The organism is Frischella sp. Ac48, assembly GCF_019641635.1.
In the GTDB taxonomy this organism is placed as follows: domain Bacteria; phylum Pseudomonadota; class Gammaproteobacteria; order Enterobacterales; family Orbaceae; genus Frischella; species Frischella japonica.
The window spans coordinates 16,199-41,810 of record NZ_JAETXP010000007.1; the positions used below are offsets into that span (position 1 = coordinate 16,199).

Annotated in this window: 18 protein-coding genes and 5 tRNA genes; 20 read left to right on the forward strand and 3 right to left on the reverse strand. The window is 32.4% G+C overall.

The window, feature by feature from the left end; genetic code table 11:
* Nucleotides 1-502: 502 nt before the first annotated feature.
* The gene (locus JMI89_RS04270) at nt 503-1,426 is read right to left on the reverse strand and encodes a siderophore ABC transporter substrate-binding protein (RefSeq protein ID WP_187754315.1); all 924 of its coding nucleotides are present in this window, start codon (nt 1,424-1,426) and stop codon (nt 503-505) included.
* 168 nt (nt 1,427-1,594) lie between these two features.
* Between JMI89_RS04270 and JMI89_RS04275 the strand changes: the two genes are divergently transcribed.
* The 6 genes from JMI89_RS04275 to JMI89_RS04300 all read left to right on the forward strand — a co-directional run bounded on the left by JMI89_RS04275 (nt 1,595) and on the right by JMI89_RS04300 (nt 10,552).
* Nucleotides 1,595-3,565, forward strand: coding sequence for a TonB-dependent receptor domain-containing protein (locus JMI89_RS04275; RefSeq protein WP_187754316.1), 1,971 nt, complete (start codon nt 1,595-1,597; stop codon nt 3,563-3,565).
* Nucleotides 3,566-3,761: 196 nt separating this feature from the next.
* Nucleotides 3,762-7,079: an exodeoxyribonuclease V subunit gamma gene (recC, locus tag JMI89_RS04280; RefSeq protein ID WP_220679406.1), complete on the forward strand. Its 3,318-nt coding sequence runs from the start codon at nt 3,762-3,764 to the stop codon at nt 7,077-7,079.
* Entirely contained in the window at nt 7,076-7,861 is a 786-nt protein-coding gene (locus JMI89_RS04285) for a TatD family hydrolase (RefSeq protein WP_187754318.1), read from the forward strand. The genes recC and JMI89_RS04285 overlap by 4 nt, the downstream gene beginning before the upstream one ends.
* Nucleotides 7,862-8,338: 477 nt before the next feature.
* Nucleotides 8,339-9,772 carry an MFS transporter gene (locus JMI89_RS04290; RefSeq protein WP_220679407.1) on the forward strand — a complete coding sequence of 478 codons (1,434 nt, stop codon included), beginning with the start codon at nt 8,339-8,341 and terminating at the stop codon, nt 9,770-9,772.
* Nucleotides 9,772-10,401, forward strand: a complete 630-nt coding sequence (locus tag JMI89_RS04295) for an MBL fold metallo-hydrolase (RefSeq protein WP_187754319.1) — start codon at nt 9,772-9,774, stop codon at nt 10,399-10,401. The genes JMI89_RS04290 and JMI89_RS04295 overlap by 1 nt, the downstream gene beginning before the upstream one ends.
* Before the next feature lie 75 nt (nt 10,402-10,476).
* Nucleotides 10,477-10,552 (forward strand) — tRNA-Asn (locus tag JMI89_RS04300).
* Nucleotides 10,553-11,342: 790 nt separating this feature from the next.
* Here the strand turns inward: JMI89_RS04300 and JMI89_RS04305 are convergent.
* The gene (locus JMI89_RS04305; protein ID WP_220679408.1) at nt 11,343-11,846 is read right to left on the reverse strand and encodes a hypothetical protein; all 504 of its coding nucleotides are present in this window, start codon (nt 11,844-11,846) and stop codon (nt 11,343-11,345) included.
* Nucleotides 11,847-12,887: 1,041 nt separating this feature from the next.
* On the opposite strand from JMI89_RS04305, the gene JMI89_RS04310 reads away from it, so the two are divergent.
* Nucleotides 12,888-13,466 carry a hypothetical protein gene (locus JMI89_RS04310; protein WP_187754321.1) on the forward strand — a complete coding sequence of 193 codons (579 nt, stop codon included), beginning with the start codon at nt 12,888-12,890 and terminating at the stop codon, nt 13,464-13,466.
* Nucleotides 13,467-13,590: 124 nt separating this feature from the next.
* Nucleotides 13,591-14,028 carry a hypothetical protein gene (locus JMI89_RS04315; protein ID WP_220679409.1) on the forward strand — a complete coding sequence of 146 codons (438 nt, stop codon included), beginning with the start codon at nt 13,591-13,593 and terminating at the stop codon, nt 14,026-14,028.
* Nucleotides 14,029-14,136: 108 nt separating this feature from the next.
* On the opposite strand, the gene JMI89_RS04320 is transcribed toward JMI89_RS04315, so the two are convergent.
* Nucleotides 14,137-15,294, reverse strand: coding sequence for an MFS transporter (locus JMI89_RS04320; protein ID WP_370633714.1), 1,158 nt, complete (start codon nt 15,292-15,294; stop codon nt 14,137-14,139).
* 278 nt (nt 15,295-15,572) lie between these two features.
* Here JMI89_RS04320 and JMI89_RS04325 point away from each other — a divergent pair, with 278 nt between their 5' ends.
* The 12 genes from JMI89_RS04325 (at nt 15,573) to JMI89_RS04380 (ending at nt 25,403) form a co-directional block, all read left to right on the forward strand.
* Nucleotides 15,573-15,899: a helix-turn-helix transcriptional regulator gene (locus tag JMI89_RS04325; protein WP_187754323.1), complete on the forward strand. Its 327-nt coding sequence runs from the start codon at nt 15,573-15,575 to the stop codon at nt 15,897-15,899.
* Nucleotides 15,900-16,274: 375 nt separating this feature from the next.
* Nucleotides 16,275-17,318 (forward strand): recombinase RecA, encoded by a 1,044-nt coding sequence (recA, locus tag JMI89_RS04330; protein WP_187754324.1) that lies wholly within the window; start codon nt 16,275-16,277, stop codon nt 17,316-17,318.
* Nucleotides 17,308-17,799 (forward strand): regulatory protein RecX, encoded by a 492-nt coding sequence (locus JMI89_RS04335; protein WP_187754325.1) that lies wholly within the window; start codon nt 17,308-17,310, stop codon nt 17,797-17,799. Before recA ends, JMI89_RS04335 begins: the two co-directional genes overlap by 11 nt.
* Before the next feature lie 289 nt (nt 17,800-18,088).
* Complete coding sequence (alaS, locus tag JMI89_RS04340) at nt 18,089-20,722, forward strand: alanine--tRNA ligase (RefSeq protein WP_220679411.1); 2,634 nt, start codon at nt 18,089-18,091, stop codon at nt 20,720-20,722.
* A 27-nt stretch (nt 20,723-20,749) separates the two neighbouring features.
* On the forward strand, nt 20,750-20,941 hold the full coding sequence (gene csrA / locus JMI89_RS04345; RefSeq protein WP_187754327.1) for a carbon storage regulator CsrA: 192 nt from the start codon (nt 20,750-20,752) through the stop codon (nt 20,939-20,941).
* 150 nt (nt 20,942-21,091) lie between these two features.
* Nucleotides 21,092-21,184: transfer RNA gene (locus JMI89_RS04350), tRNA-Ser, on the forward strand.
* Nucleotides 21,185-21,196: 12 nt separating this feature from the next.
* A tRNA-Arg gene (locus tag JMI89_RS04355) sits at nt 21,197-21,273 on the forward strand.
* A gap of 17 nt (nt 21,274-21,290) precedes the next feature.
* Nucleotides 21,291-21,367 (forward strand) — tRNA-Arg (locus JMI89_RS04360).
* 20 nt (nt 21,368-21,387) lie between these two features.
* Nucleotides 21,388-21,464, forward strand: a tRNA-Arg gene (locus JMI89_RS04365).
* 144 nt (nt 21,465-21,608) lie between these two features.
* Nucleotides 21,609-22,778 (forward strand): polysaccharide export protein, encoded by a 1,170-nt coding sequence (locus tag JMI89_RS04370; RefSeq protein WP_220679412.1) that lies wholly within the window; start codon nt 21,609-21,611, stop codon nt 22,776-22,778.
* A 13-nt stretch (nt 22,779-22,791) separates the two neighbouring features.
* Nucleotides 22,792-23,223 (forward strand): protein tyrosine phosphatase, encoded by a 432-nt coding sequence (locus tag JMI89_RS04375; RefSeq protein ID WP_187754329.1) that lies wholly within the window; start codon nt 22,792-22,794, stop codon nt 23,221-23,223.
* Nucleotides 23,224-23,252: 29 nt separating this feature from the next.
* Nucleotides 23,253-25,403 carry a polysaccharide biosynthesis tyrosine autokinase gene (locus tag JMI89_RS04380; RefSeq protein ID WP_220679413.1) on the forward strand — a complete coding sequence of 717 codons (2,151 nt, stop codon included), beginning with the start codon at nt 23,253-23,255 and terminating at the stop codon, nt 25,401-25,403.
* Nucleotides 25,404-25,612: the final 209 nt, after the last annotated feature.

Genomic DNA, 25,612 nt, shown 5'->3' on the forward strand with positions numbered 1-25,612 from the left:
TATTAACCAATTAAAATCAAAGTAGTTAAAATCTTATTTAATGATTTTGTTAGAATCATTGCAAATCAATTTGTTAAATAAATGCTCACTTAAATTAGAAAAAAGCTATAACTCTATGTAAAGTTAATATTATTTTCTAATTATTAGTTATAAATAATATTAATCCTTATTTATCACAATATCATCGCTATAAAGTAAGTGTATTAATTTTTGGTAATTGAGGGTAAAAAGCTTCAGATTGATTACTTTATCTCAGAAATCATTAATCAGAAGGTTAATGATTTTGACGACATATTCTGATTATAATGCTATCTTGAGAAACTATATTAAAAGTATTTTAACATATAAGATTGTACCAGTTTACCTCTCATTTATCATGTCAGCGGGTAAAATAACATCTGTAGTTATGATGGTTAATATTTGCTTCCTTTAATTAAATAAAAGCTCTCAATTTTAAAGAGCTTTGGTATTAGGGAAATGTAAATTATGTTTTAATAATTTATTATTTTATTGCATTAATCACTTCGTCAATTTGGCGATCTAAACTTTCCGCACCACCGCCTGATAAGTACCAAATATCAGATGTTAAATTTACCACTTTAGTTTTCGCTTTTGTAAGCACTTTCTGATCGAAATAGTCATTTACCATAGCTTGCTTACCAATGGCTTTGCTACGATCAACGACATAAATAATATCTGGTTTATTTTCGGCAATATATTGATTATCGATAAAGGTTGGTTTTGGTCTTTCCTTAGTATTAACATTAATAGCTGTTAATGGTACTGCTCGTTTTACTTTCAATACATCATGGATTAAAGTTGCGCTTGAACTATTGTTGATTAAAAAAACTTTACCTTCATTATGAATAACCACTATAGCTTTTTTATTGCTTACTTGAGTTATAGATTGTGCATTTTGAATTTTTTTATTTAGTGATTGAATGATATCATTCGCTAAATCGTTGGTATTTGTGATTTGTCCTAATAAACGAATATGATCTTCAGTAGATTGCCAATAATTTTTAGAATCGACACTTAAATTTAATACTGGTGCGATTTTACTTAATTCTTGATATTTATTTGCCTGACGACCATCAATAATAATTAAATCGGGTTTTGATTGTTTGATTATTTCAATATTCGAGTCTTTCATACTACCGGTATCGGTAACTTTTATATTTTTGTATTGTTTTAAATAATCAGGAATCACAGATTGTGAAGTTCCCACTACTAATGCTCCTTTTCCTAAAGCATCTAAGGTATCTAAAGCCCCATAATTCATTACCACTATTTTGTGTGGTGTTTTTGGTACAACTACAGTTTGTTCATTAGTTTTAACTGTAATTGTATTTGAAGATTGGCAGCCTGTTAAACCTAGTATTACAGCCGCAATAGTGCTTAAAATTAATTTTTTTTTCTTGTTCATTCTTTTTCTCCAATAATTATGAAAATGATAATTATTATTATTTAAAGGTGGCAAGATGTCTACTTTTAAATTTTAAAAATATATTGATAATTATTATCATGTAGTGTAACTTTTAAATTTATTTTATAAATACAAATAATTATCATTACTAAATGTAAGGTTAAGGAAATGAGTTCGAAAAAAAAATTACAGTTACTTACTTATTCAATAAATTTAAGTTTATTGTTCACCTTTTCTACAAAATCAATGGCTGCAATAGATACGGATATGGATACTATGGTTGTAACTGCATCAGGATTTGAACAACAAATTAAAGATGCCCCAGCCAGTATTTCTGTAATCACATCTAAAGAACTTAGTAATAAACCCTATCGAGATATTACTGATGCAATAAAAGATATTCCTGGGGTAAATATTTCTGGTGGAGGCGATAAGTCAGATATTAGTATTCGTGGTATGGATGCAAAATATACGCTTATTCTTATCGATGGTAAAAAAGTCAGCACACGCGAGACTAGACCAAATAGTGATAATCCCGGTTTTGAACAAGGTTGGTTACCACCATTAGCAGCAATTGAACGTATTGAGGTAGTTAAAGGACCAATGTCTTCACTTTATGGTTCCGATGCGATGGGAGGGGTAATTAATATCATTACTAAAAAAGTGACAGATAAATGGCAAGGAAGTGTACGTTTGGAATCAACATTTCAGGATAATTCAAAAGCAAGTAATTATTATACTGGTGATTTTTCAGTGATGGGGCCCATAATTTCAGATATCCTTGGTATCCAATTATATGGACAGTATACTGATCATCCAGAAGATGAATTTGTGAGTGGTCATGCTGAACAGAAATTGCGTAGTATTAATGGTAAGCTATCTTTAAATGCCACGGAAAGTCAAAAATTTGATTTAGATTTTGGTCGATCATTACAAAATAGTAAAAACACGCCGGGTAAAACAAGTTCAATTCGTTCTAGACCAAATGTTCGTGATAATCGTAGAAATTCATTATCATTAACCCATAATGGTTATTTCGATCATTTTTCAACCACATCATTCGTAACATATGAAGCTAATAATAATCCGAAAAGGGATATGAAAATTGAAAATACAATAGTTGATACTCGTGCCATTATTCCTTTTAGCATTAATACGTTAACTATTGGTGGTAAATATGGTCATCAGGAACTGCAGGATAAAGGTAATAAACTTGAAAATAACGTAGATAAAATAAAACGTTGGGATTATGCTCTCTTTACAGAAGATGAAATACAATTATTAGACAATTGGAGTCTTACTTTAGGTTTACGATTTAATAAAGACGAAAATTATGGTAGTAATTGGAATCCAAGGATTTATACTGCCTGGGATATTAATGACAATTTTACATTAAAGGGTGGTTTTTCAACGGGCTATAGCACACCAATGTTAAGGCAAGTTGTAACCGATTGGGGACAAGCTACAGGCGGTGGTTATAGAAATGGCGTTATATTAGGTAATCCAGATTTAAAACCAGAAAAAAGTGATAATTATGAAATGAGTATCGCTTATAGTAATGATTATGGATTAAATACGTCTGCCACGGTGTTTTATACCAAATATAAAAATAAAATACAAAGTAATGATCTTTGTAATGATAGAACGAATAGCCAGCAATGTAATATTAATGGTGTAGGCAATTTTGATTTTATTCAAGAATGGGTCAATGTTGATAAAGCAGATTTAAAAGGGCTTGAGCTTATGCTAAAAACACCTTTATTTGACCAATTTTCATTAAATTCCAGTTATACATGGACGAAAACAGAACAAAAAACCGGTAAATATAAGGGCCGATCATTAAATCGAACACCAAAACAAAAATTTAACACGCAATTAGACTGGTATGTTACTGAACAATGGGACTTATGGGCGAAGATAGCTTATTATGGTGTAGAAAGCTCAACAAATCGTAGCGGTACAAAAATTAATTATCCTGGTTATACATTTTGGGATCTAGGAGGAGCTTATCAGGTCAATAAGGGTGCTAAAATTTTTGCAGGTATTTATAATATATTTGATAAAGAAGTCAAAAATGAAGACTTTGGTAAAACCCTAGAGGGACGTCGTTATTGGGTTGGTACAGAAATTAATTTTTAATAAATTTTCAATATAAGTTTAGCTCAGAGGGGGAATAAATCCCCTCTTTTAATTATTCATAAAGTTATGTCGTCTTTATTTAAACATGACTCGTTGATTCATGACGTTAATGTTATGTCAAACTCAGTTATCGAGTATAGGCATTTGATAGTTAATCCTCTATAATTTCTTTTAATTGTCTAACAATTGGTTAATTATGTTTACGGTTTATCACTCAAATCAGCTAGATCTTCTAAAAGAGTTAACTTCCCAATTAATTACTATTCAGCCTTTGGATGGGGTATTTGCACCAGAGATTATTTTAGTGCAAAGTCAGGGGATGGGGCAGTGGTTACAAATTCAATTGGCCGAAAAACTAGGTATCGCTGCCAATATTCAATATCCTTTTCCAACCCAATTTGTTTGGGATATTTATCGGGTATTTGATCCTAATTTACCGAAAGATAATATCTTTAATACCGATTTTATGACATGGGCATTATTAGATATTTTACCGAAATTAATCAAACAAACGCAATTTACAGCCTTACGAAATTATTTCAATTTTGCTGATGATGAACAAAAATATTACCAGCTTGCTAGTTCAATTGCTCAGCTATTTGATCAATATCTAGTTTATCGTGTTGATTGGTTAAAAACTTGGGAAAATGGCCAATTGGTTAGTGGTTTAGATCATGCCCAAAACTGGCAGGCTGCATTATGGCAAGAACTGGTAGCTTATTCAAAATCCTTAGCAATACCTTTTGTTCACCGAGCTGAAATTCATGTCAATGTAATAAAGGCGTTGAATAATTTATCGGATAGCTTAATTATTGAAAAATTACCAAAACGTATTTTTGTTTTTGGCATTGTGTCACTGCCACCATTATATTTAGAACTTTTTTATAGTTTAAGCCAGCATATCGATGTACATTTTATGTTTATGAATCCGTGCCGGCAATATTGGGGCGATATCATTGATCATTCTTTTTTAACTAAGCATATTAATTCTAATGATACGATTGATAATCTGATCCAAACTACAAACCCATTGTTAGCTTCTTGGGGGAAATTAGGGCGTGATCATCTAGCATTATTACAAAATTATAATACTAAAAATGATATTGAGGCCTTTGTAGATTATGATTGCAATTGTTTATTATCAAAAGTACAGCAATCAATATTGGACATGCAAAGTGTTCTCAATTATTCCGATTCGTTTACAGAAACAAAACAACAATACATTGAACAAAATGATCATTCCATTGAATTCCATGTTTGTCATAGTGAACAACGGGAAGTTGAAGTGTTATATGACAATTTATTGGCAATATTAGATCAACATCCAGATATTCACTTAAATGAATGTGTAGTAATGGTTGCTGATATCGATCATTATGCGCCATATATACAAGCGGTATTTGATAATGCTCCTAAACATCGTTATTTACCTTATACTATTGCAGACCAAAAACTTAAATATATTGATCCGATTGTACAAGGTTTTTTCTTGTTACTAGAGCTACCACATAGTCGATTAGAGATTGAGTTTATTTTTAATATATTAGAAATTCCAAGTATTGCTAAACGATTCTCATTAAATGAAGAAAATTTAGTTCAATTACGTAATTGGATTATCGATTCAGGTATACGTTGGGGACTTGAATCAGCCATTGATAAGCCGCATAGTTGGTTAATGGGATTAAATCGCATGTTACTTGGCTATATGATGGAGAGTAAGCTAGAGAGTTGGCAAAATATTTTCCCGTATGATGAGTCGACAGGTTTGAATGCTGAACTGGTCGGGTTTTTATCCGATTTTATTTTGATGATTGCTAAATGGCGTAATCTTTTGACTCAATCACATTCAAGTTGTCAGTGGCTACATTTATGCGCTGATTTATTAGCTGATTTCTTTATAAGTGATGTTAATAGTGAACCATTATTATTAATGATTAAAGAACAGTGGCAAAAAATTCTTCATCAAGCCAACATTGCCGATTATGGTAAAGCAATTGATATTGTTATTCTGAAGAATTTTATGCAAACTAAATTTGATAATCATTATCTTTCTCATCGGTTTTTAGTCGGAAAAATAAATTTTTGTACCCTAATGCCCATGCGTTCTGTACCATTCAAGGTGGTCTGTCTCTTAGGGATGAATGATGGTGCTTATCCACGGGCTGTTTCGCCTTTCGGTTTTGATCTGATTAGTCGTCACGCTCGAATAGGCGATAGAAGTCGACGGAATGATGACCGATATCTTTTTTTAGAAGCATTATTATCGGCAGAAAAAAAATTGTATATTAGTTATATTGGACACGATATACAGACAAATGAGCCACGTTATCCATCAATTTTAGTAGATGAATTATGGCATTATATACGACAAGGTTATCGTTTAGATGGTGATCAGTTAGCAACATTAGAAGTAGCGGTTGATAAGTTACAAGCTCATTTGATAGAACAACATACACGAATGCCATTTCATCGATATAATTTTCAAAAATCGGACGGTTACCATTTAAAAACAATTAGTTATGCTGATGAATGGTTACCAGCAGCTAAATGTCAGGGCGCTTCAACTCTGTTTCAGCAACCATTACCTAAACAAATAATTAATACGATTACATTGGACGAATTAAAGCAGTTTTATCGGCATCCTATTAAACAGTTTACAAAAAAAAGATTGGGCTATACGATAAATACTAATGATGAACAATTACCGGATACTGAAAATTTTAATTTAGATGGTTTGCAACGATTTTATATTAATAATCAAATTTTAAATCAATTTATGTTGCAACAAGATATCACGACGCAACTTGATGATAAATTATTTCAAAAAATGTTGTTAAGTAATCAATTACCTTATGGTGCGTTTGGGCAACTCTTATATGCCGAACAGAAATCCTTGATGCAACTATTGATAGAACGAATTAAGCAAGCAAAAACGGGGGAATTTAAATCATTAGATATTAATTTAATGATTGATGAGATATCTTTAGTCGGCAGAATAAATTATTTACAACCAGATGGTATTTTACAATGGCGAAGCGCCAAATTAACAGTAAAAGATGGTGTGTCACTATGGATTGAACACTTGGTTTATTGTATTTTGCAAGCAAATGATGTGCCATTTTATAACCGTATGTATGGTCGGGATGAATCACAATGGTGTTTTGATCCCATTTCACCTGATAAGGCCTTAAATTTACTTAGTGATTTAGTTAATGGTTATATAAATGGTCTAAATCAACCTTTATTTATGCCATTACAAAGTTCATGGTATTGGCTTGAAACTGCTTATGATGCAGAAAAACAAATTATTACAGACGATATGGCTATCCTATCCAAAGCGAAAAACCATTTTATAGCAAAATGGCAAGGGGGGATTGGTTTGACTGCAGAAGATGATGATTACTACCATCGCCTATATCCAGAACTCAATGATGAATTGATTGATAACGCAATAGTCTCAATAGAACGTTATTTATTGCCCATTATTCAACATCACGTTAAGGATATATCATGATATTTATTGATACCCATTGTCATTTAGATGCGCCACCTTTTACTCATGCAATGATCGATTCAATAAAAAAGTTTCGACAAGCTAAAGTGGAAAAAATTATTGTTCCTGCTGTATCAAGTCAAAATTTTGCAACAATAAAACTATTATCCCAGCACCATGAACCTATTTATTATGCTTTAGGGTTGCATCCTATTTATCCACATAATCAGGAAGATTTAGTGTTATTAGAGCATATGCTGGAAAATTTGCCGCCTAAATTGGTTGCGATCGGCGAAACAGGTTTAGACAATTATATCTCAAATGCCAATCTTGCTCAGCAGCAACAGTATTTATTACGTCAGTTTGAATTTGCCAAACAGTATCATTTACCTATGATTTTACATTCACGTAAAACGCATGCTTTACTATATGTTTTATTAAAACAAGCAAAATTACCGAATAAGGGGGTGATTCATGGTTTTTCAGGCAGTTATGAGCAGGCTATGCAGTTTATTCGTTTAGGATTCTATATTGGTGTAGGTGGCATTATTAGTTACCAACGCGCCAACAAAACTCGCAATGCTATTAGTCGAATTCCGTTAGAGTATATTGTATTAGAAACTGATGCACCAGACATGCCATTAAGTGGTTATCAAGGGCAACCTAATCGACCGGAAAACGTGGCAAAAGTATTTGATATTTTGGTTTCGCTTCGAAGTGAATCTGCTGAACATATTCAAAATACCATTTTAACCAATACGTTGACGCTATTTCCGAGAATTAATACAATGAATACCATATAGTCTATTATTGCAATATGTTAGAAAAGTTAGCTTTTCAATATAGAGTAATAACAGAAGAAAGACATATCATTAACAAAATAAACCTAATATCAAAAATATTGCAGATTTTAAATTTTGATATTAAGCTGATTCATGTTGATTCACCGCTTTTAAGTAAATTATGTTTAACCATTTCAAAAATTATTTGTGGTACCATTGCTTTACAAACCAAGTTATTTCTCCCATGAGAGAAATAACTTGATATTGTTAAAGACATTATTAGAACAATGACTCTTGAGGTGGATATGCAAAAAACAGTATTTGCGATACTATTAGGTATAACTTTTTGAGGTTTTATCTGCTCTATCAGCCACTTTCTGTTTGGCACATTATTTCTAGTTGTTTATTAACTAGTTAGAGGTTAGGCCAATCGGTAAAAAAATATCAAATGTTAAGGTTAAGCATTTTATTAACGATCATCATGAATTAAGAACTGAAATGACAAATACACATCCCATAACCCCAATTATGTATAAAATGATGCCATGGATTGCCGCAATGGCTTTTTTTATGCAAATGCTTGATAGCTCTATCTTAAATACAGCTTTACCCGCTATAGCGCGAGATCTCGATGAATCACCTTTAAATATGCAATCAGCGGTTATTTGTTATGCATTAGCATTAGCATTATTTATTCCAGTGAGTGGTTTTCTATCAGATCGATTTGGCACTCGCAATATTTTTATCTTTTCTGTGTTTTTATTCTCCTGTGGTTCATTATTTTGTGCTTTATCACCGTCACTGCTTATTTTAGATATTTCTCGAATTATTCAAGGGATTGGTGGTGCGATGATGGTACCTGTTTCACGTTTAGTCTTAATTAAATCATTCAAACGTAGTGAGTTTTTGGCTGCATTAAATGCTTCAACTATTCCAGGATTGGTCGGTCCTGTAGTTGGACCATTACTTGGTGGGTATTTTGTGCAATATATCTCATGGCATTGGATATTTTTGATTAATCTACCAATTGGATTATTAGGTATGGTAGCCGGATGGAAATATATGCCAAATATCAAAGGTAAAAATAGTTTTTTTGATACCTCAGGTGTAATACTTATTGCTTTAGCTGTAGTTTGTGCAACGTTAGCTATTGAATTAATTAATCAGAATATGAAGATCCAATTTTCAATTGGATTGTTTGCTGTTTGTTCAATTTCTTTAATTTTATATTTTAAACACGCCAAAAAGTCTCCTTCCCCCATTTTTCCTTTAATTTTATTCAAAATTCATACGTTCAAAATTGGAATAATCGGTAATTTAATTAGCCGGCTTGGCATATCAGCGGCTCCTTTTTTAGTCCCGCTATTATTACAAGTTGCTTTTGGTTATTCAGCACTTTATGCTGGACTGATGTTAATGCCAATGGCGGTAGCTTCATTTCTAGGTAAATCATTAGTACAGCCGGTACTCCGGCATTATGGATATCGACGGGTTTTAATTACCAATACTACCCTTATCGGTCTTGTTATTATAGCAATGGTTTCCTTGGAACGAGACTCATCCATAATATTATTTGGATTATTGTTATTTTGCTTGGGCGCCACCAATTCATTACAATTTACCGCAATGAATAGTATTACATTAGCAGACCTACCTAATGATCTAACTAGTAGTGGTAATAGTCTTATGGCTGTGAATCAACAATTGGCTATTAGTTTTGGTATAGCTTGTGGGGCGGTACTTGTCAGAATCTTCAGTAATTTAGATGAAGTGACTGATCACAATATCACTATGGCGTTTAAAATTACTTTTGTCGTATTAGGTATATTTACTTGTTTATCAGGTCTTATATTCAGGCAATTATATCCTGAAGATGGTCGAAATCTTATTAGTCAATCAAACTCTGATTCATCAACAGTAAGGAGCAAATAATGCAATTTCAAATTATCCCAGTAACATCATTTCAAGAAAATTGTTCGATCATTTGGTGTGAAAAAACGTTACAAGGAGCCATTGTTGATCCAGGTGGTGAGTCTGAACTTTTGATTAAAGCAGTAGAAAAGTTAAATATAACTATAACTAAAATTTTATTAACTCATGGTCATCTTGATCATGTTGGAGGAGCAAAAGCCTTAGCAAATCATTATCAAATTAAAATTTATGGACCTTCGCAAGAAGATAGATTTTTATTGGATAATCTACCTCAACAATGCGTTCAGTTCGGTTTTCCATTCTGCGAGGCTTTTGAACCTGATAATTGGTTAAACGAAGGAGATATTATTAAAATTGGTGAGGAGCAATTGTCGGTATTACACTGTCCAGGGCACACACCAGGGCATATTGTGTTTGTTAATCATTTACAAAAAGTTGCTTTAGTAGGTGATGTTTTATTTCATAACAGTATTGGTCGTACAGATTTTCCAAGAGGAAGTTATCCCGATCTTATCTCTTCAATCAAAACTAAATTATTTCCACTTGGTGATGATTTCACTTTTATTCCTGGTCATGGTGGAATATCAACATTTGGTCAAGAACGCATCAACAATCCATATTTAACCTAAATAATTTTATTAAATGTGGCTTTTGCTATTGACAGGTGCCACATAAATCTATAATATTCGCGCTATCTTTTCGGTTCCTCCATAGTTCAGTCGGTAGAACGGCGGACTGTTAATCCGTATGTCACTGGTTCGAGTCCAGTTGGAGGAGCCAACTTTCCACTTTATCTCATATCTATACATCTCTATTTGATTATAAATCAATTTCTTATATTTTTTTATATGTCTATTATCCATATACATTTATCAATTTAATTTTTTTCGGGTAAGAATGAGGGTACAGCAAAAATTCTCATTTTTCTCAAGAGGAAAAGAATTTTATGCCAAAAATAATTAAAAGATTAACTAATAATCAAATCGAAAAATATTCGAGCAGCTGATAAAGATTTGTATCTAAGAGACGGCAATGGTTTTGTTCTTACGGTTAAATGGGTACATTTATTTTCAAGACTATTCAAATTGTCTTGTAATTCCTGATACTTTTTATCACCATTAGGAAAAATTTCAATCTTTTGGATATAATTCGGTTTTTTCAACTTATTCACTAAAAAGAGAATAGATTTTTGTGGATATCAGTTTAGCTTAGTACCTTATTTTTCAAGTTCCCGAATGTTGATAACCAAAGATCCTTTAGGGTGTTTACCGTAACATTTAACAACAAGATAAACTTTGTCACCTAAAGAGGCTTGATTTAATTTTAAATAGGTATATTCATTGGGTTTATTTGGAGCATTTACTTTTTTGCTAAATGGCTATCCATCCGCTACATTAATATCAAAATCAGATTGATGTAATAAATCATAAACAATTTGATTGGGGTTTGCTGAATAAGAATCTACTATTTCGGTTTGATCGTTAGAGGATTTTATTTTTCTGTCAGAAGGCTTTCATTTTCCATTATAGGATGATTAAATTATTGTTTACTACACTATCATTACTTCATTTTATTGCTCAATAACTAATTTTTTATATTTATAATCAGTACTAAAAAAACCTTTTTCGTTCCAAATAGTATGAGTTACTTTTATGTATAAGATATTGTGATTCCAAACCAAATCCCAAATAATCCATTTTTCTGTTTCGAAATGAAAAATATGCTTTATATGATTATTTTTAATCTCATATAAGTCTATAATGGATTTTGATTCTTCATAATTTATATAAAAGGTAGTAAATTGCGTTTTTGCCTTATTTATATAGGGTATTGCTTGTAAAGTAATTGTATTATTTTTGTCATCCTGAATCTTAACCTCGCTATCTTCATAATATGAAACTGTAATAATATCCCTATTCAATGGCTTCCAATAGCCGTAATAATCATAAATTTTCATGAATTCATTATCATTTAAATTATTTGTATAAATTTTATTATTAACATTTAGATATTCTTCTTTTTTTATAAATCTTTTGTCATTTTTTTCAATCATTGGGTCATAAATTTTTTTCATATGACTAAATTCTTGTGCGTTACTTTTTTTTCTATAAAGCTTATTGAAAGCTTTTTTAAGCTATTAGCTTCACTATGTGTTGTATAACTACATATCACCAATAAAAAAATATATAAGGAAAAGTATTTTATCATTTTTGGGTTATCTCTATATAATTTGGATTATATTCTTTTTTTCAGATGTAAATGGCGATGTTAGTCTGTTTTATGTGTACTATTTTTTTATATTTTACCTTCAGTGTTTTAGTATATATAATAAGTAATAATATCTATAACACCTGTAACAGTAAACCATTTACCTTCTTGGTTTAGCCATACATTTTTCCAGTATCATTGCCATCATTTGAACCGCAATAAATAACATTTTTTTCATCTGCTTACCCACAACAATATACTACTGAGGATTGTTTTAAAAAAACAATCAGGTAAAAAATTTAGTTGGAAAAAATAACCGATTATTGAATTATCAGATTAAACTCAATGAAATATATTTTAATAATATTAAACTTTTAGTAATAGGATGTGCAAATAGCAATATTTTAGTTATTTATTCATTATCTGATAAGAGCGTTTGTAACAAAGCTTTAAAAATTGAATTACCAAAGAGTTCATTTTTTATTTATAAAGGTGTTAATTTAAAAAATAAAGGAAACTATAAATGAATATAAGATGACGGTAATACCTATTTGCAGATGGATTGATATAAAGGATTTTATAAATAGATTCCATTTTTATACAAAATTACGGTAATTCAATGAATGAATATAAATTTTTTCCTGAATGTGATACAAAGTATTTGTACTTTATAAAGTAATAGTAAGCTAATCAAATTTGAAAAAATAAATGGAAAGAGATATCACATATTTCTAATCCATGTAATGAATTAAAAGAGAAAGATATCATCAATATAAGCACGAGGATTTTTACTTGATAATGTTGTTCTTTTTTTAGCCCTGATAAGATTTTACTTTCTAGCTGAACTAGCAAAAAATAATAGAAATAAAAAAGAATTAGTTCTAAATAATATTAATAGGTTGATCTAATGGTAAAAGGAAACAATTTTATAATAAGAATATTATTACTAATTCTATGTTCTTTGGCTAACATAACATGCAGTCAAAAAGCTGTTAATCATTCCACTCCCATCGAATATGGTTACGTAGCGACTAATGTTTTAGATATTTCTTCTCCTGAGATAATTTTGCAATCTGATACGTATTTATTAGGTAAACCTTGCTATGCTTATAAACTAAAAATCAACGAACAGGAAGAATTAATCTTCTTAACTTATAATAAAGAATTCGATCTTTATTCAGATCCAAGATTAATTAAAAATGAGATTACATCTAAAATCGAAGGATATGATGATGACCAATATACTGGTATTGACTCAATAGATATTAAAATATCTGATAATAAACATTATGTTAAAATGGATGCAATTATCAAAGGTTATGTTGAAATATCAGACAATGAGCGAAGGCTACACGAAAACTATCAATGTGTCATTATCGATATCAAAAAATCAGAAGTCGTTTGGTCTGGGGTACAAATGTGTGATGGTGAGTGGAAAGATAATCAATGGATAAGTAATGGACAAGTCGAATTTGATGGCGAATAAAGTTTAAGTTCGAAAGAAAGATAAACAGCTAAAAAACATGGGAAATTTAAAAGATGAGTAATTCTAAAAAAATTTATATTTACTAGTCGCAATAGTATTCATTTCATGTTCATGTAATTCAAGTTTGGCTGACGAAAATAAACGCGATTTTAGTCAAACTTTATCCACTGAAAATGTCTCATGTCAAAAAACTATAAAAGAATATTTTCCAAATGGAACATTAAAATTATCAGGTTGCCAAGGGATTTATAATGGAACAGGAATCCAAGTTGGATTATGGAACAAATATAATCAAAAAGGCGAATTGATCGAAACGACGTATTACCAACCCGACGAGTTTGGAAAAGACTATAAAATTATTACGCAATATGAAAAAAATAAAATCATCTCGAAAAAAATTTATAACTTTGATGATTTGTATGAAGTTGAGTTAAAAGAGCTTTCGAATTTATCTAAGTCATCATCACTTGATTGTGGATATGAGTTTGGAATATCAAAACTTGTAGATTATTTTCTGCTAAGTGTGCCCAATTTCTTTTTTAAATTAAAATACTATTTTTAATATTGGGCTATAAAATTAAGAAAAAACCGACTATGCGGTTTTTAAAATAACATATTTGAAATAATTTGTTTCTATTATATCTAAGGAAAACAGTATTTACCTATCCATTTAATAATATGATGGTTTGTTAGTATTTAATTTCACACCGATACTTAAAATAATCAGACCGGTTAAACTTAAAACAACACCAGCCCATAAGGGTGATGTGAAACCAAATCCAGCATTAAGCGTGATACCTCCAAACCATGCACCAAGAGCATTACCAATGTTAAATGCTGCTATATTTGCGCCTGATGCGGCAGTTGGGGCATCCGGCGCATACCTCATTATTCTAAGTTGTAACCCTGGTGCGATAGCTAAACCAACGCTCCCCATCAGAAATAGTGAAATGACAGTCATTGTTTGATTTTCTGCTGTTAATGCAAAGATAGCAAGTACGATTGCCAAAAAGGTTAAAAGTATTGCAATAGACTTATTTAATGCTTTATCAGCCATTTTTCCGCCAATAATATTGCCAATAAATGTACCAAACCCAAACAAAACTAAAAGCCAAGGTACTGATGATGTTTGAAATTGGCTGACTTTCGTCAGGATAAATGCGATATAAGTAAAGCCACCAATTACACCACCAAATGTAAATATACTAATAAAAATAGATATCCAAACTTGGGGGCTTTTAAATACGCGAAATTCATTTTTTAAATTTGATTTATTATCTACTGTTATTACAGGTACTAGTAAACGGATACCAAACATAGTGATTATACCAATAATAGCTAATACCCAGAACGTTGATCTCCACCCAAATTTTAAACCTAAAAAAGTTCCAACAGGTACACCCATAACATTCGAAACGGTCAATCCTAAAAACATGATTGATATTGCTGCAGCTTGCTTATTCGTATGAACCATTCCTGCTGCAACAACTGCTCCAATACTAAAAAATGCGCCATGACATAAAGCTGCGATTATGCGTCCAAGCATAAGTATTGAGTAGTTTTCAGCTATTGCAGAGGTTAAGTTACCAAGAATAAATAAAGCCATTAACATAATTAGTGTAATTCGGCGTTCATATCTAGTCATAATTGCAGTTAATACTATTGCACCTACTGCCACACTTAAGGCATATCCTGACACTAAATATCCTGCGACTTGTTCAGAAACATGAAATTCATTCGCTACTTGTGGTAATAAACCAACAATACCAAATTCAGTTAATCCTATCGCGAATGCGCCCAATGCAAGAGCATATAATCCCATGGGCATGTTGTGATTTGACATTTTTTCCTCCTATAAATTAACTTAATTTTACAATGAGTTAATTAATCCAAATTTAATTTGTTATATTTCCCATGAATGACAGTATTTATTTAAAATGTTACTATTTAACTGATCTTAATGGTCAAGTAGCTTTGTGTTTTACTCATTTGATACAAAACTAACGTTTTATGATTTTATAACATTCCAAAAATTTGGAACGTTATATGCTTTAATATTCATCGTAATTGTTTCAAATGTCAATTAAAAAAATTATTGGAGCAGTAATGAACGTTCAAGAGAACAAAAAACAATCAAAAAAAAACGATGACATGAAAAATAATTTACTTTCGGTTTTAAAAGCGCTTTCCGATCCAACGCGTCTATATATAATTAAAACGCTAATCGGTGATGAACCTGGAGTCCCTAGACATTGTACAACGTTTAATCTAACATTATCCAAACCAACAATTTCACATCATTTTAAAATATTAAGAAATGCAGGACTGATAAATCAGTATGATAACGGCAATCACTCTACGACTATGTTACGACGGGATGAAATAGAAAAGCAGTATCCCGGATTATTGGATATTTTATCAAAATCTGAATAATACTTATTGATATACTGGCATATTTAGTTATCAATAGGGGATATTATGAGTACGATATTAGTTTGGTAAAAGTAGTTTTTACAAGAAAACATTGCCTATTTTATAATTCTTAGAAAATAATGTGTTTGTCTTTCTAAAATCTACAAACCTCCTTTCTAAGTCTAATATATAATATTATTTTTTATCTTTGATAATATTTATGTCAAAACTTTCATTAAGTTTTTCGAATTTATTAAGCTAATCGCAATATTTTAACAAATCAGTTAGTTAAATTAATTTATAACATATTATATAAAAATCTCTTGATACTGTATTAGTATACAGTATAATAATTATCTATTGTGGATGATGAATTTTTATATTGGAACCTTATTTATGAACGAAAATAAACAACGTGCGCTGACAGCAGCATTAAGTCAAATTGAAAAACAATTTGGTAAAGGCTCTATCATGCGTTTAGGTGATACTCAAACTTTAGATGTTGATGCGATTTCTACTGGTTCATTAGGACTTGATATAGCATTAGGCATTGGTGGTTTGCCAATGGGGCGAATTATTGAAATCTTTGGCCCTGAATCATCAGGAAAAACCACATTAACGTTATCTGTGATTGCTCAGGCACAAAAACAAGGGAAAACTTGTGCTTTTATCGATGCAGAGCATGCACTTGATCCGATTTATGCTGCTAAGTTAGGAGTTCAAGTTGATGATTTATTAGTGTCACAACCCGATACAGGAGAGCAAGCACTTGAAATTTGTGATGCATTAGTTCGTTCTGGTGCTGTTGATGTTGTGATTGTTGACTCAGTAGCGGCATTGACACCTCGTGCTGAAATTGAAGGTGAGATGGGTGACTCACATATGGGGCTGCAAGCGCGTTTAATGTCGCAAGCATTAAGAAAATTAACGGCAAATATTAAAAATGCTAATTGTCTGGTGATTTTTATAAACCAAATCCGCATGAAGATTGGTGTAATGTTTGGTAATCCTGAAACCACAACAGGAGGCAATGCACTGAAATTTTATGCATCTGTACGGCTAGATATTCGTCGTATTGGCGCCGTAAAAGAAGGAGAAGACGTAATTGGTAGTGATACTCGAGTAAAAGTGGTTAAAAATAAAGTCGCTGCACCATTTAGACAAGCAGAATTTCAAATTTTATATGGTTGTGGGATATCTAAATATGGTGAATTAATCGATTTAGGTGTTAAAAATAAATTGGTTGATAAGGCTGGCGCGTGGTATAGCTATAATGGTGAAAAAATTGGCCAAGGTAAGGCTAATTCAATTAAATACCTACAAGAACATGAAGAGATATCTAATGAATTAGAAACCAAAATCCGAGAGTTACTATTAACTAATCCTGCAAGTTTTAGCGCTTCAGAAGAAGATAGTTCGGCTACTGAAGATGGATTATAACAGCCTTAATAAAACTTTATATTCTAAAGCTGTGCAATTGCTTGCACAGCGTAACCATTCTACATTTGAATTGAAACAAAAATTATCACTTTTTATTACAAAAAAGAGTGATAATTATCATGGTAATTCCGATCAAATTTCTCACCAAATAGATGCAGTTATTCAATACTGCTTATCACGTCATTGGCTTGATGATAATAACTATATTAGTCAGTATATCGATATACGCGTTCGCAAAGGGTATGGCAAAAATCGAATTTTTATGGAACTTAAGCAAAAAGGTTTAGACAAGAGCTTAATTCTTGCCGTCATAAATCAAAAAGATATTGATTGGTATCAGCTAGCACTAAATCAGGTAAATAAAAAATTCACAAATATCAATTTGCGAAATATACAGCAAAAATCAAAAATTAATCAATATTTACTTTATCGAGGCTTTTGCCAGGAAGAAATCCGTTGTATTTTAACATTAATTTCGTAATATTTTTCAAATAACTATTTATAAATTATTGTAAATAAGTATACTTGGTTCAATAACTTAATTATACTCTATCTAATTGAAAACTTTTAAATATTTTGGATTAGATTTTAATGTTGATTAAGTAACTTAATGACAATGGTATTATTTTGCTAAATGAGCTTATGCGTTATTTAAATTAATATTACAAACAGTAGTTTTAATAAATACAATTTAAAACTACTTCTTGAAGTACAATGCGTATATAAGTATATTAAGCAAAATTTAATTTTAATAATAATCGGATTTAGAAATGAAAAGTACCGCAGAAATTCGTCAAATGTTTCTTGATTTTTTCCATAGTAAAGGACACGAGGTCGTTGCTAGTAGCTCACTTGTTCCACATAATGACCCGACGCTATTATTTACCAATGCAGGGATGAATCAATTTAAGGATGTTTTTCTTGGCATGGATAAAAGATCCTATTCAAGAGCAACTACCGCACAACGCTGTGTTCGTGCAGGTGGTAAGCATAATGATTTAGACAATGTAGGTTATACCGCTCGCCATCATACTTTTTTTGAAATGTTAGGTAATTTTAGTTTTGGTGACTATTTTAAACGTGATGCGATTCATTTTGCATGGGAATTACTCACGGGAGAAGGTTGGTTTAATCTTCCAAAAGAACGATTGCTTGTCACTGTTTATGCTACAGATGATGAAGCCTATAACATTTGGGCAAATGAAATTGGTATACCGCAAGAAAAAATTATACGTATAGGTGATAACAAGGGTGCACCTTATGCATCGGATAATTTCTGGCAAATGGGGGATACTGGACCATGTGGCCCGTGTAGTGAGATTTTCTATGATCATGGTAATCATATATGGGGGGGCCCCCCAGGTAGTCCCGAAGAAGACGGTGATCGTTTTATTGAAATTTGGAATATTGTTTTCATGCAGTTTAATCGTCTATCCGATGGCTCAATGGAGCCATTGCCTAAACCTTCAGTTGATACAGGTATGGGGCTGGAGCGAATTTCGGCTGTTTTACAACATGTGAATTCTAATTATGAAATAGATCTATTTAAAACCCTTATTCAAAATACAGCTAAGGTTATAGGTATTAGTGACTTACAGAATAAATCCCTACGTGTTATAGCGGATCATATTCGTTCTTGTGCATTTTTGATTGCTGATGGCGTGTTACCTTCTAATGAAGGACGAGGATATGTATTAAGAAGAATTATTCGTCGAGCAGTTAGACATGGTCATATGCTTGGCGCAAAAGAAGTGTTCTTTTATAAATTAGTACAACCTTTAATTAGTGTGATGGAAAGTGCAGCTAGTCAATTAACCAAAAATCAAAAACAGGTTGAAGAAACATTAAAAGTCGAAGAAGAACAGTTTTTGAAAACGTTAGAAAGAGGATTACTACTTCTCGATCAAGAATTGATTAAAATTACTGACAATCAATTATCCGGGGATATTGCGTTTAAATTATATGATACTTATGGTTTCCCATTTGATTTGACTGCTGATGTTTGTCGAGAAAAAAATATCACTGTAGATGAAGCAGGATTCAATCGCTGTATGGAACAACAGCGTCGTCGTTCACGTGAATCGGATAATTTTAGTGTAGATTATAGCACTACGATTCAATTCGATGGGCAAACAGAGTTTTTGGGTTACGAACAAGATGAATTAATGGCAACGGTAGTTGCAATTTTTCAACAAGGTAAACAAGTTGAAGCAATTAAGCAAGGAGATGAGGCAGTCATTATTCTCGATAAAACACCATTTTATGGTGAGTCTGGTGGACAAGTCGGTGATAAAGGTATGCTAACTACCGCTGAGACGCGTTTTAATGTGGAAGATAGTCAAAAATATGGTAAAAACATTGGTCATATCGGCAAGTTATCACAGGGGCATTTGACAGTTGGCGATAAGGTCACAGCAGCAATTGACAGTGAATTACGCGCACGAATTCGTCGTAATCATTCAGCGACTCACTTATTACAGGCTGCCTTACAACGTATTTTGGGTGATCATGTACAGCAAAAAGGTTCGTTAGTTAACGATAGCTATTTACGTTTTGATTTTTCGCATTTGCAATCGATTTCTTTAGAACAGCTTCAGCAAATTGAAAATTTAGTTAATCAACAAATTCGTCGTAATTATCCGGTTTCAATAGAATTAATGCCAATTGATGAAGCTCGCAATAGGGGGGCAATGGCATTATTTGGTGAAAAATATGAAGATATTGTGCGTGTTCTGACTATGGGTGACTTTTCCATTGAGTTATGTGGAGGAACGCACGTTATTCGTACCGGCGATATCGGCTTTTTCAAAATTATATCAGAATCCAGCATTGCATCTGGTGTCAGACGAATCGAAGCAACAACAGGACAAATGGCATTAGATCATGCTCATAGAGATGATAAACGTCTAAGTGATGTAATGTCTTTGCTTAAAGTGGATAAGAATAATATTGTAACTCGATTGTCTATGGTAATGGAACAAATGAAATCATTTGAAAAATCCATTGAACAACTTAAATCACAGCAGGCTGCGCAAGAAAGTGCTCAATTATTAAATAAAGTTGTTACCATTAATAATATTAAATTGTTGGTTGCTCAAATTGATAATACTGAAGCTAAAGTTTTACGTGAAATGATTGATGGATTAAAAAACCAATTAAAATCTGGTGTTATTGTGTTAGCAACAATTAATGAAGATAAAATTAGTTTGGCTGTAGGTGTTACAAAAGATTTAACAGACCAAATTAAAGCTGGTGTATTAGTCTCCCAGTTAGCAGGGAAAATTGGTGGTAAAGGCGGCGGAAGACCTGATTTTGCTCAAGCTGGTGGTTCAGATATTTCTGCATTACCTGAAGCATTATCTTTGATAAAGAACGAGTTAGGTGAGAAGCTAAAAGCGATATAGTCTGGATAATTAAGAATAGGAGTTCTAATGTTAATTTTAACCAGGAGAGTAGGTGAAACACTGATAATCGGTGATGATGTTGTGATTACAGTATTAGGTGTGAAAGGAAATCAAGTTAGGATAGGAATCAATGCGCCTAAAAATGTGTCTATTCATCGTGAAGAGATTTATAATCGAATTCACCAGTACCAACCCCCTGAAATCGACAATGACAAATGATAATTTCCATTTATTTGGCTATAATTGGGTGCTAAATATGCAAACGATAAAGATTATAGTAAAAAATATTTGACATATTTTCTATAAATCGTAATATGTGCGCCACATACTTTTTATAAATCCTTTTATAAAAAGTATTTTTAAAATAACGGTGAGATGGCCGAGAGGCTGAAGGCGCTCCCCTGCTAAGGGAGTATAGGGTCAAAAGCTCTATCGAGGGTTCGAATCCCTCTTTCACCGCCATTTTATAAATATGCATCCGTAGCTCAGCTGGATAGAGTACCCGGCTACGAACCGGGCGGTCAGGGGTTCGAATCCCTTCGGATGCACCATTTTTAAATTTATATTTGCATCCGTAGCTCAGCTGGATAGAGTACTCGGCTACGAACCGAGCGGTCAGGGGTTCGAATCCCTTCGGATGCACCATTTTATATTCATTTCTCCGAGCATCCGTAGCTCAGCTGGATAGAGCACTCGGCTTCGAACCGAGCGGTCAGGGGTTCGAATCCCTTCGGGTGCGCCATAGATTCTATAATATCGAGTATTTATTGGTAACCGATTATTTTATTTATAAAATTAGCACGAGTTATTCTAATTTTGCCTTCCATAATATATTGGTGCTATGTTATTATAATCGACACTTCCTATAAACTATTGATTAATAACTATGATAAAATCAATTCCTTACCTACGACTAAGAAAAATAGCATTATTAACAAGTATTAGTCTCTCTTTTATTATCAATGGCTGTACATTAACTGGTTCTGATATAAGTACTAATCACAAGAATATAGTCAAGCAAGCCGATCATGATTTTGATCTAAATAAATTAGTTAATATATATCCACTCACACCTTTGCTGATACGTGATTTACATAATGTCCCCGTAATTGCCAAAAATAATCCTAAATTGGATGATGAAATCAAAAAATATCAATATCGAATTGGCGTTGGAGACATCATTAACGTAACCGTATGGGATCATCCTGAATTGACTATACCTGCAGGTTCTTATCGTAGTGCGAGTGAAGCGGGTAACTGGGTACATGCTGATGGCACGATATTTTATCCTTATGTTGGTAAATTAAAGGTAGTAGGTAAAACATTAGAGGAAATACGCAACATTATTTCCACCAAGCTGTCGACTTATATTGAAAGCCCTCAGGTTGATATAAGTATTTCGTCCTTTAATTCACAAAAAGTTTATGTAACAGGTGAAGTAGTGAAGTCAGGAAAGCAGCCGGTTAGTAATGTACCTTTAACTATTTTAGATGCTGTAAATAATGCTGGTGGTTTGACCAACAAGGCTGATTGGCGTAATGTTGTTTTAACACACAAAGGTGTCAAGGAGCATATCTCGTTACAATCGTTAATGCAATATGGTGATTTAACGCAAAATAGATTATTAACCGGTGGAGATATTCTTTATATTCCAACGAATGATACTTTAAAAGTATTTGTGATGGGCGAAGTAGAGAAACAATCAACTCTGGTTATGGACAGATCTGGTATGACACTCGCCGAAGCGTTAGGCAGTGCCTATGGGATTAATCAAAAAACTAGTGATACATCAGGTGTATTTGTCATTCGTGCAACTCATACTGAAAACACAACCGCTAAAAATGAAAAAATCGCAAATGTATATCAGCTTAATTTAAAAGATGCGACAGCAATGGCATTAGCAACTAATTTTCAGTTAGAGCCTTATGATGTCGTGTATGTTACCACTGCACCGATTGAACGTTGGAATCGTACAATTATGCAATTACTCCCAACCATTCAAAGTGCTAACAGCTTAACTGAAACCATTCGTTGGATTCGCAACTGGCCGAATTAAAGAAGAGTATTTTATGTTTGATTCTATTTGTGTAGTTTGTATTGGTAATATATGCCGTTCACCAATTGGCGAAAGGTTATTACAACGGTCTTTTCCGAATAAAAAAATCACTTCAGCGGGTATTGCGGCTGTAGTCGGTGATCCGGCGCATGAAAATTCTCAGTGGGTTGCTGAACAAAATAATTTATCGCTGGCAGGTCATCGTGCTCGTCAATTAACGAGCAATATTTGTGCTGAACAAGACCTCATTTTAGTTATGGAAAAGCCTCATATAGAGGCCGTTTGTCGCATAGCACCAGAAGTTAGAGGTAAAGTTATGCTATATGGTCATTGGCTTAATGAATTTGAAATTCTTGATCCGTATGGCGGCGATTTAGATTTATTTGAAAAAACATACCTGGATTTGGATAAGTCTAATAAAGCATGGATAGAGAAACTAAAATAAGTATTAATACATAAGGTTTAATTATAAAAATGTCTACGACAAAATCAGATAAATTATCCAGTAGTAATGAAGAAATCGATCTACTAAGTTTATTTTATTCACTAGTCGACAAATGGAAAATTATTGTAACAATTACCTGTATAACCACGATTTGCGGGATATTATATGCTATTTTTGCAACACCAATATATAAAGCTGATGCACTTGTACAAGTGGAACAAAAAGTAGGTAACTCGCTACTTAAAGATTTCAGTAGTGTTATAACTGGGAGCAAACCAACTTCAACAACCGAGATAGAATTGATTCGTTCACGAATGATAATTGGTAAAACGATAAAAGATTTATCATTAGATATCGAGGTGAAGGAATCTTTTTTCCCTTTCTTTGGTAAAGGTTGGGCTCGGATAATGGGTAATAATAATAAAATTGCGTTGACCCGTTATAACGTTGATAAAGATTTGGAAGATGTCCCACTAACTTTAAAAGTTATTGATAATCAACATTATGTTATATTGAAAGATAGTGATGAGATTTTATCAGGTGTTGTTGGCGAGTATGAAACTAATCGATACGTTTCATTATTAGTAAGCGATATTCAGGCTGAACCAAATACCGTATTTAAAGTTACCAAACGTTCATATTTAAAAGTCATTAATGATGATATTTTAGATAATTTATCGGTTGCAGATAAAGGTAAGGATACTGGCATGCTAGAGTTAAGTTTGCTAGGTGAAGATCCAAAATTGATTCAGGTAATTTTAGCGCAAATTTGTGCTAACTATTTATCACAAAATGTCGAACGTAAATCAGAAGAAGCCGCCAAAAGTCTTGAATTTTTAAAGACACAATTACCGCGCATTCGTGCAGAACTTGATGAATCAGAGAATAAACTTAATGAATTTAGACAAAAAAATGACTCAGTGGATTTATCGTTAGAAGCTAAGTCAGTACTTGATTCCTCTGTTCAACTTGAAGCTCAGTTGAATGAATTGACGTTTAAAGAAGCAGAAGTATCTAAACTATATACTAAAGAGCATCCAGCATATCGTTCTTTATTAGAAAAACGTCAAACTTTATTAAATGAACGGGCGAAATTAGGTGAAAAAATTAGTTTTTTACCGCAAACTCAACAAGAGATATTAAGACTAACTCGTGATGTTAAAGCAAACAACGAAATTTATATTCAACTTTTAAATAAACAACAAGAACTCAATATTTCTCAAGCAAGTACTGTTGGTAATGTTAGGATAATCGATAATGCTTTGACTCAGCCAAGACCGCTGAAACCAAAACGAATATTGAGCATTGCCATCTCTTTTTTACTTGGACTTATTTTATCATGTGGTGCGATAATTACGTCTGTTGTATTTAGAAAAACGATTGATGGTGTTGAACAGTTAGATGATATTGGTTTAAATGTCTATGCGAGTATTCCTGTTTCTGATTGGCAGTTCAAACAAAATCAGACGTTAAAGCGTATATTAAAAGGGCATAAACGTAAAAATGTACGGGCACGTCAGTTAGTTTCAATTGGTTCACCAAGCGATCTATCTGTTGAAGCTTTAAGAAGTTTGAGAACGAGTTTACATTTTGCGATGATGGAAGCCAAGAATAATATTTTAGCTATTTCAGGTTGTAGTCCGCAAATAGGTAAAACTTTTATTACCGCAAATTTAGCGGTTGTTATTGCCGATTTAAGTAAAAAAGTGTTATTAATTGATGCAGATATGCGCAAAGGTTATCTACATGAATTGATGAAAGTTGATGCAAAGCCTGGTTTATCAGATTATTTATCAGGAAGGCTTAACATCGAACAGATGATTCATAAAGGTCAATTAAATGATTATTTGGATTTTATCCCAAGAGGTATGGTTCCGCCTAATCCATCAGAGCTTTTGATGCATCCCCGATTTAAAGAATTGTTAAAATGGGCTGAGACACAATATGATATTATATTAGTTGATACACCGCCCGTATTAGCTGTGACGGATGCCTGTATTGCTAGCCAATATGCTGGTACTGTGATGATGGTCGTTCGTTATGGACAAAATACTGTAAAAGAAGTTGAATTAGGTCTACAACGTTTTGAACAAAATAATATTAATGTTAAGGGCGCGATATTAAACTGTGTTGTGCGTAAAACTGGTAACTATTATCAATATGGGTATAATTATAAATAGCTATTAATCCATTAATTTTAAATAAAGTTCTAAAAAACACCTTAAAATTTAGTAAGTTGATCTAAACTTTAAGGTGTTTTTTATTTGAGATAAATATTTGCGTTATTTACAGTGGTTTGTGCAATAACCTTAATAATCTTCATAAAAAATAGAACTTGTGATCTTAATTAACATGCTAAAAGATTGATTAGAGCTTAAAATAAATAACC

What these genes read in the sequence shown, in the direction of transcription:
- JMI89_RS04270 (WP_187754315.1), bottom strand. Translation starts at nt 1,426, where the DNA reads ATGAACAAGAAAAAAAAATTAATTTTAAGCACTATTGCGGCTGTAATA.
- JMI89_RS04275 (WP_187754316.1), top strand. Translation starts at nt 1,595, where the DNA reads ATGAGTTCGAAAAAAAAATTACAGTTACTTACTTATTCAATAAATTTA.
- recC (WP_220679406.1), top strand. Translation starts at nt 3,762, where the DNA reads ATGTTTACGGTTTATCACTCAAATCAGCTAGATCTTCTAAAAGAGTTA.
- JMI89_RS04285 (WP_187754318.1), top strand. Translation starts at nt 7,076, where the DNA reads ATGATATTTATTGATACCCATTGTCATTTAGATGCGCCACCTTTTACT.
- JMI89_RS04290 (WP_220679407.1), top strand. Translation starts at nt 8,339, where the DNA reads ATGACAAATACACATCCCATAACCCCAATTATGTATAAAATGATGCCA.
- JMI89_RS04295 (WP_187754319.1), top strand. Translation starts at nt 9,772, where the DNA reads ATGCAATTTCAAATTATCCCAGTAACATCATTTCAAGAAAATTGTTCG.
- JMI89_RS04305 (WP_220679408.1), bottom strand. Translation starts at nt 11,846, where the DNA reads ATGAAAAAAATTTATGACCCAATGATTGAAAAAAATGACAAAAGATTT.
- JMI89_RS04310 (WP_187754321.1), top strand. Translation starts at nt 12,888, where the DNA reads ATGGTAAAAGGAAACAATTTTATAATAAGAATATTATTACTAATTCTA.
- JMI89_RS04320 (WP_370633714.1), bottom strand. Translation starts at nt 15,294, where the DNA reads ATGCCCATGGGATTATATGCTCTTGCATTGGGCGCATTCGCGATAGGA.
- JMI89_RS04325 (WP_187754323.1), top strand. Translation starts at nt 15,573, where the DNA reads ATGAACGTTCAAGAGAACAAAAAACAATCAAAAAAAAACGATGACATG.
- recA (WP_187754324.1), top strand. Translation starts at nt 16,275, where the DNA reads ATGAACGAAAATAAACAACGTGCGCTGACAGCAGCATTAAGTCAAATT.
- JMI89_RS04335 (WP_187754325.1), top strand. Translation starts at nt 17,308, where the DNA reads ATGGATTATAACAGCCTTAATAAAACTTTATATTCTAAAGCTGTGCAA.
- alaS (WP_220679411.1), top strand. Translation starts at nt 18,089, where the DNA reads ATGAAAAGTACCGCAGAAATTCGTCAAATGTTTCTTGATTTTTTCCAT.
- csrA (WP_187754327.1), top strand. Translation starts at nt 20,750, where the DNA reads ATGTTAATTTTAACCAGGAGAGTAGGTGAAACACTGATAATCGGTGAT.
- JMI89_RS04370 (WP_220679412.1), top strand. Translation starts at nt 21,609, where the DNA reads ATGATAAAATCAATTCCTTACCTACGACTAAGAAAAATAGCATTATTA.
- JMI89_RS04375 (WP_187754329.1), top strand. Translation starts at nt 22,792, where the DNA reads ATGTTTGATTCTATTTGTGTAGTTTGTATTGGTAATATATGCCGTTCA.
- JMI89_RS04380 (WP_220679413.1), top strand. Translation starts at nt 23,253, where the DNA reads ATGTCTACGACAAAATCAGATAAATTATCCAGTAGTAATGAAGAAATC.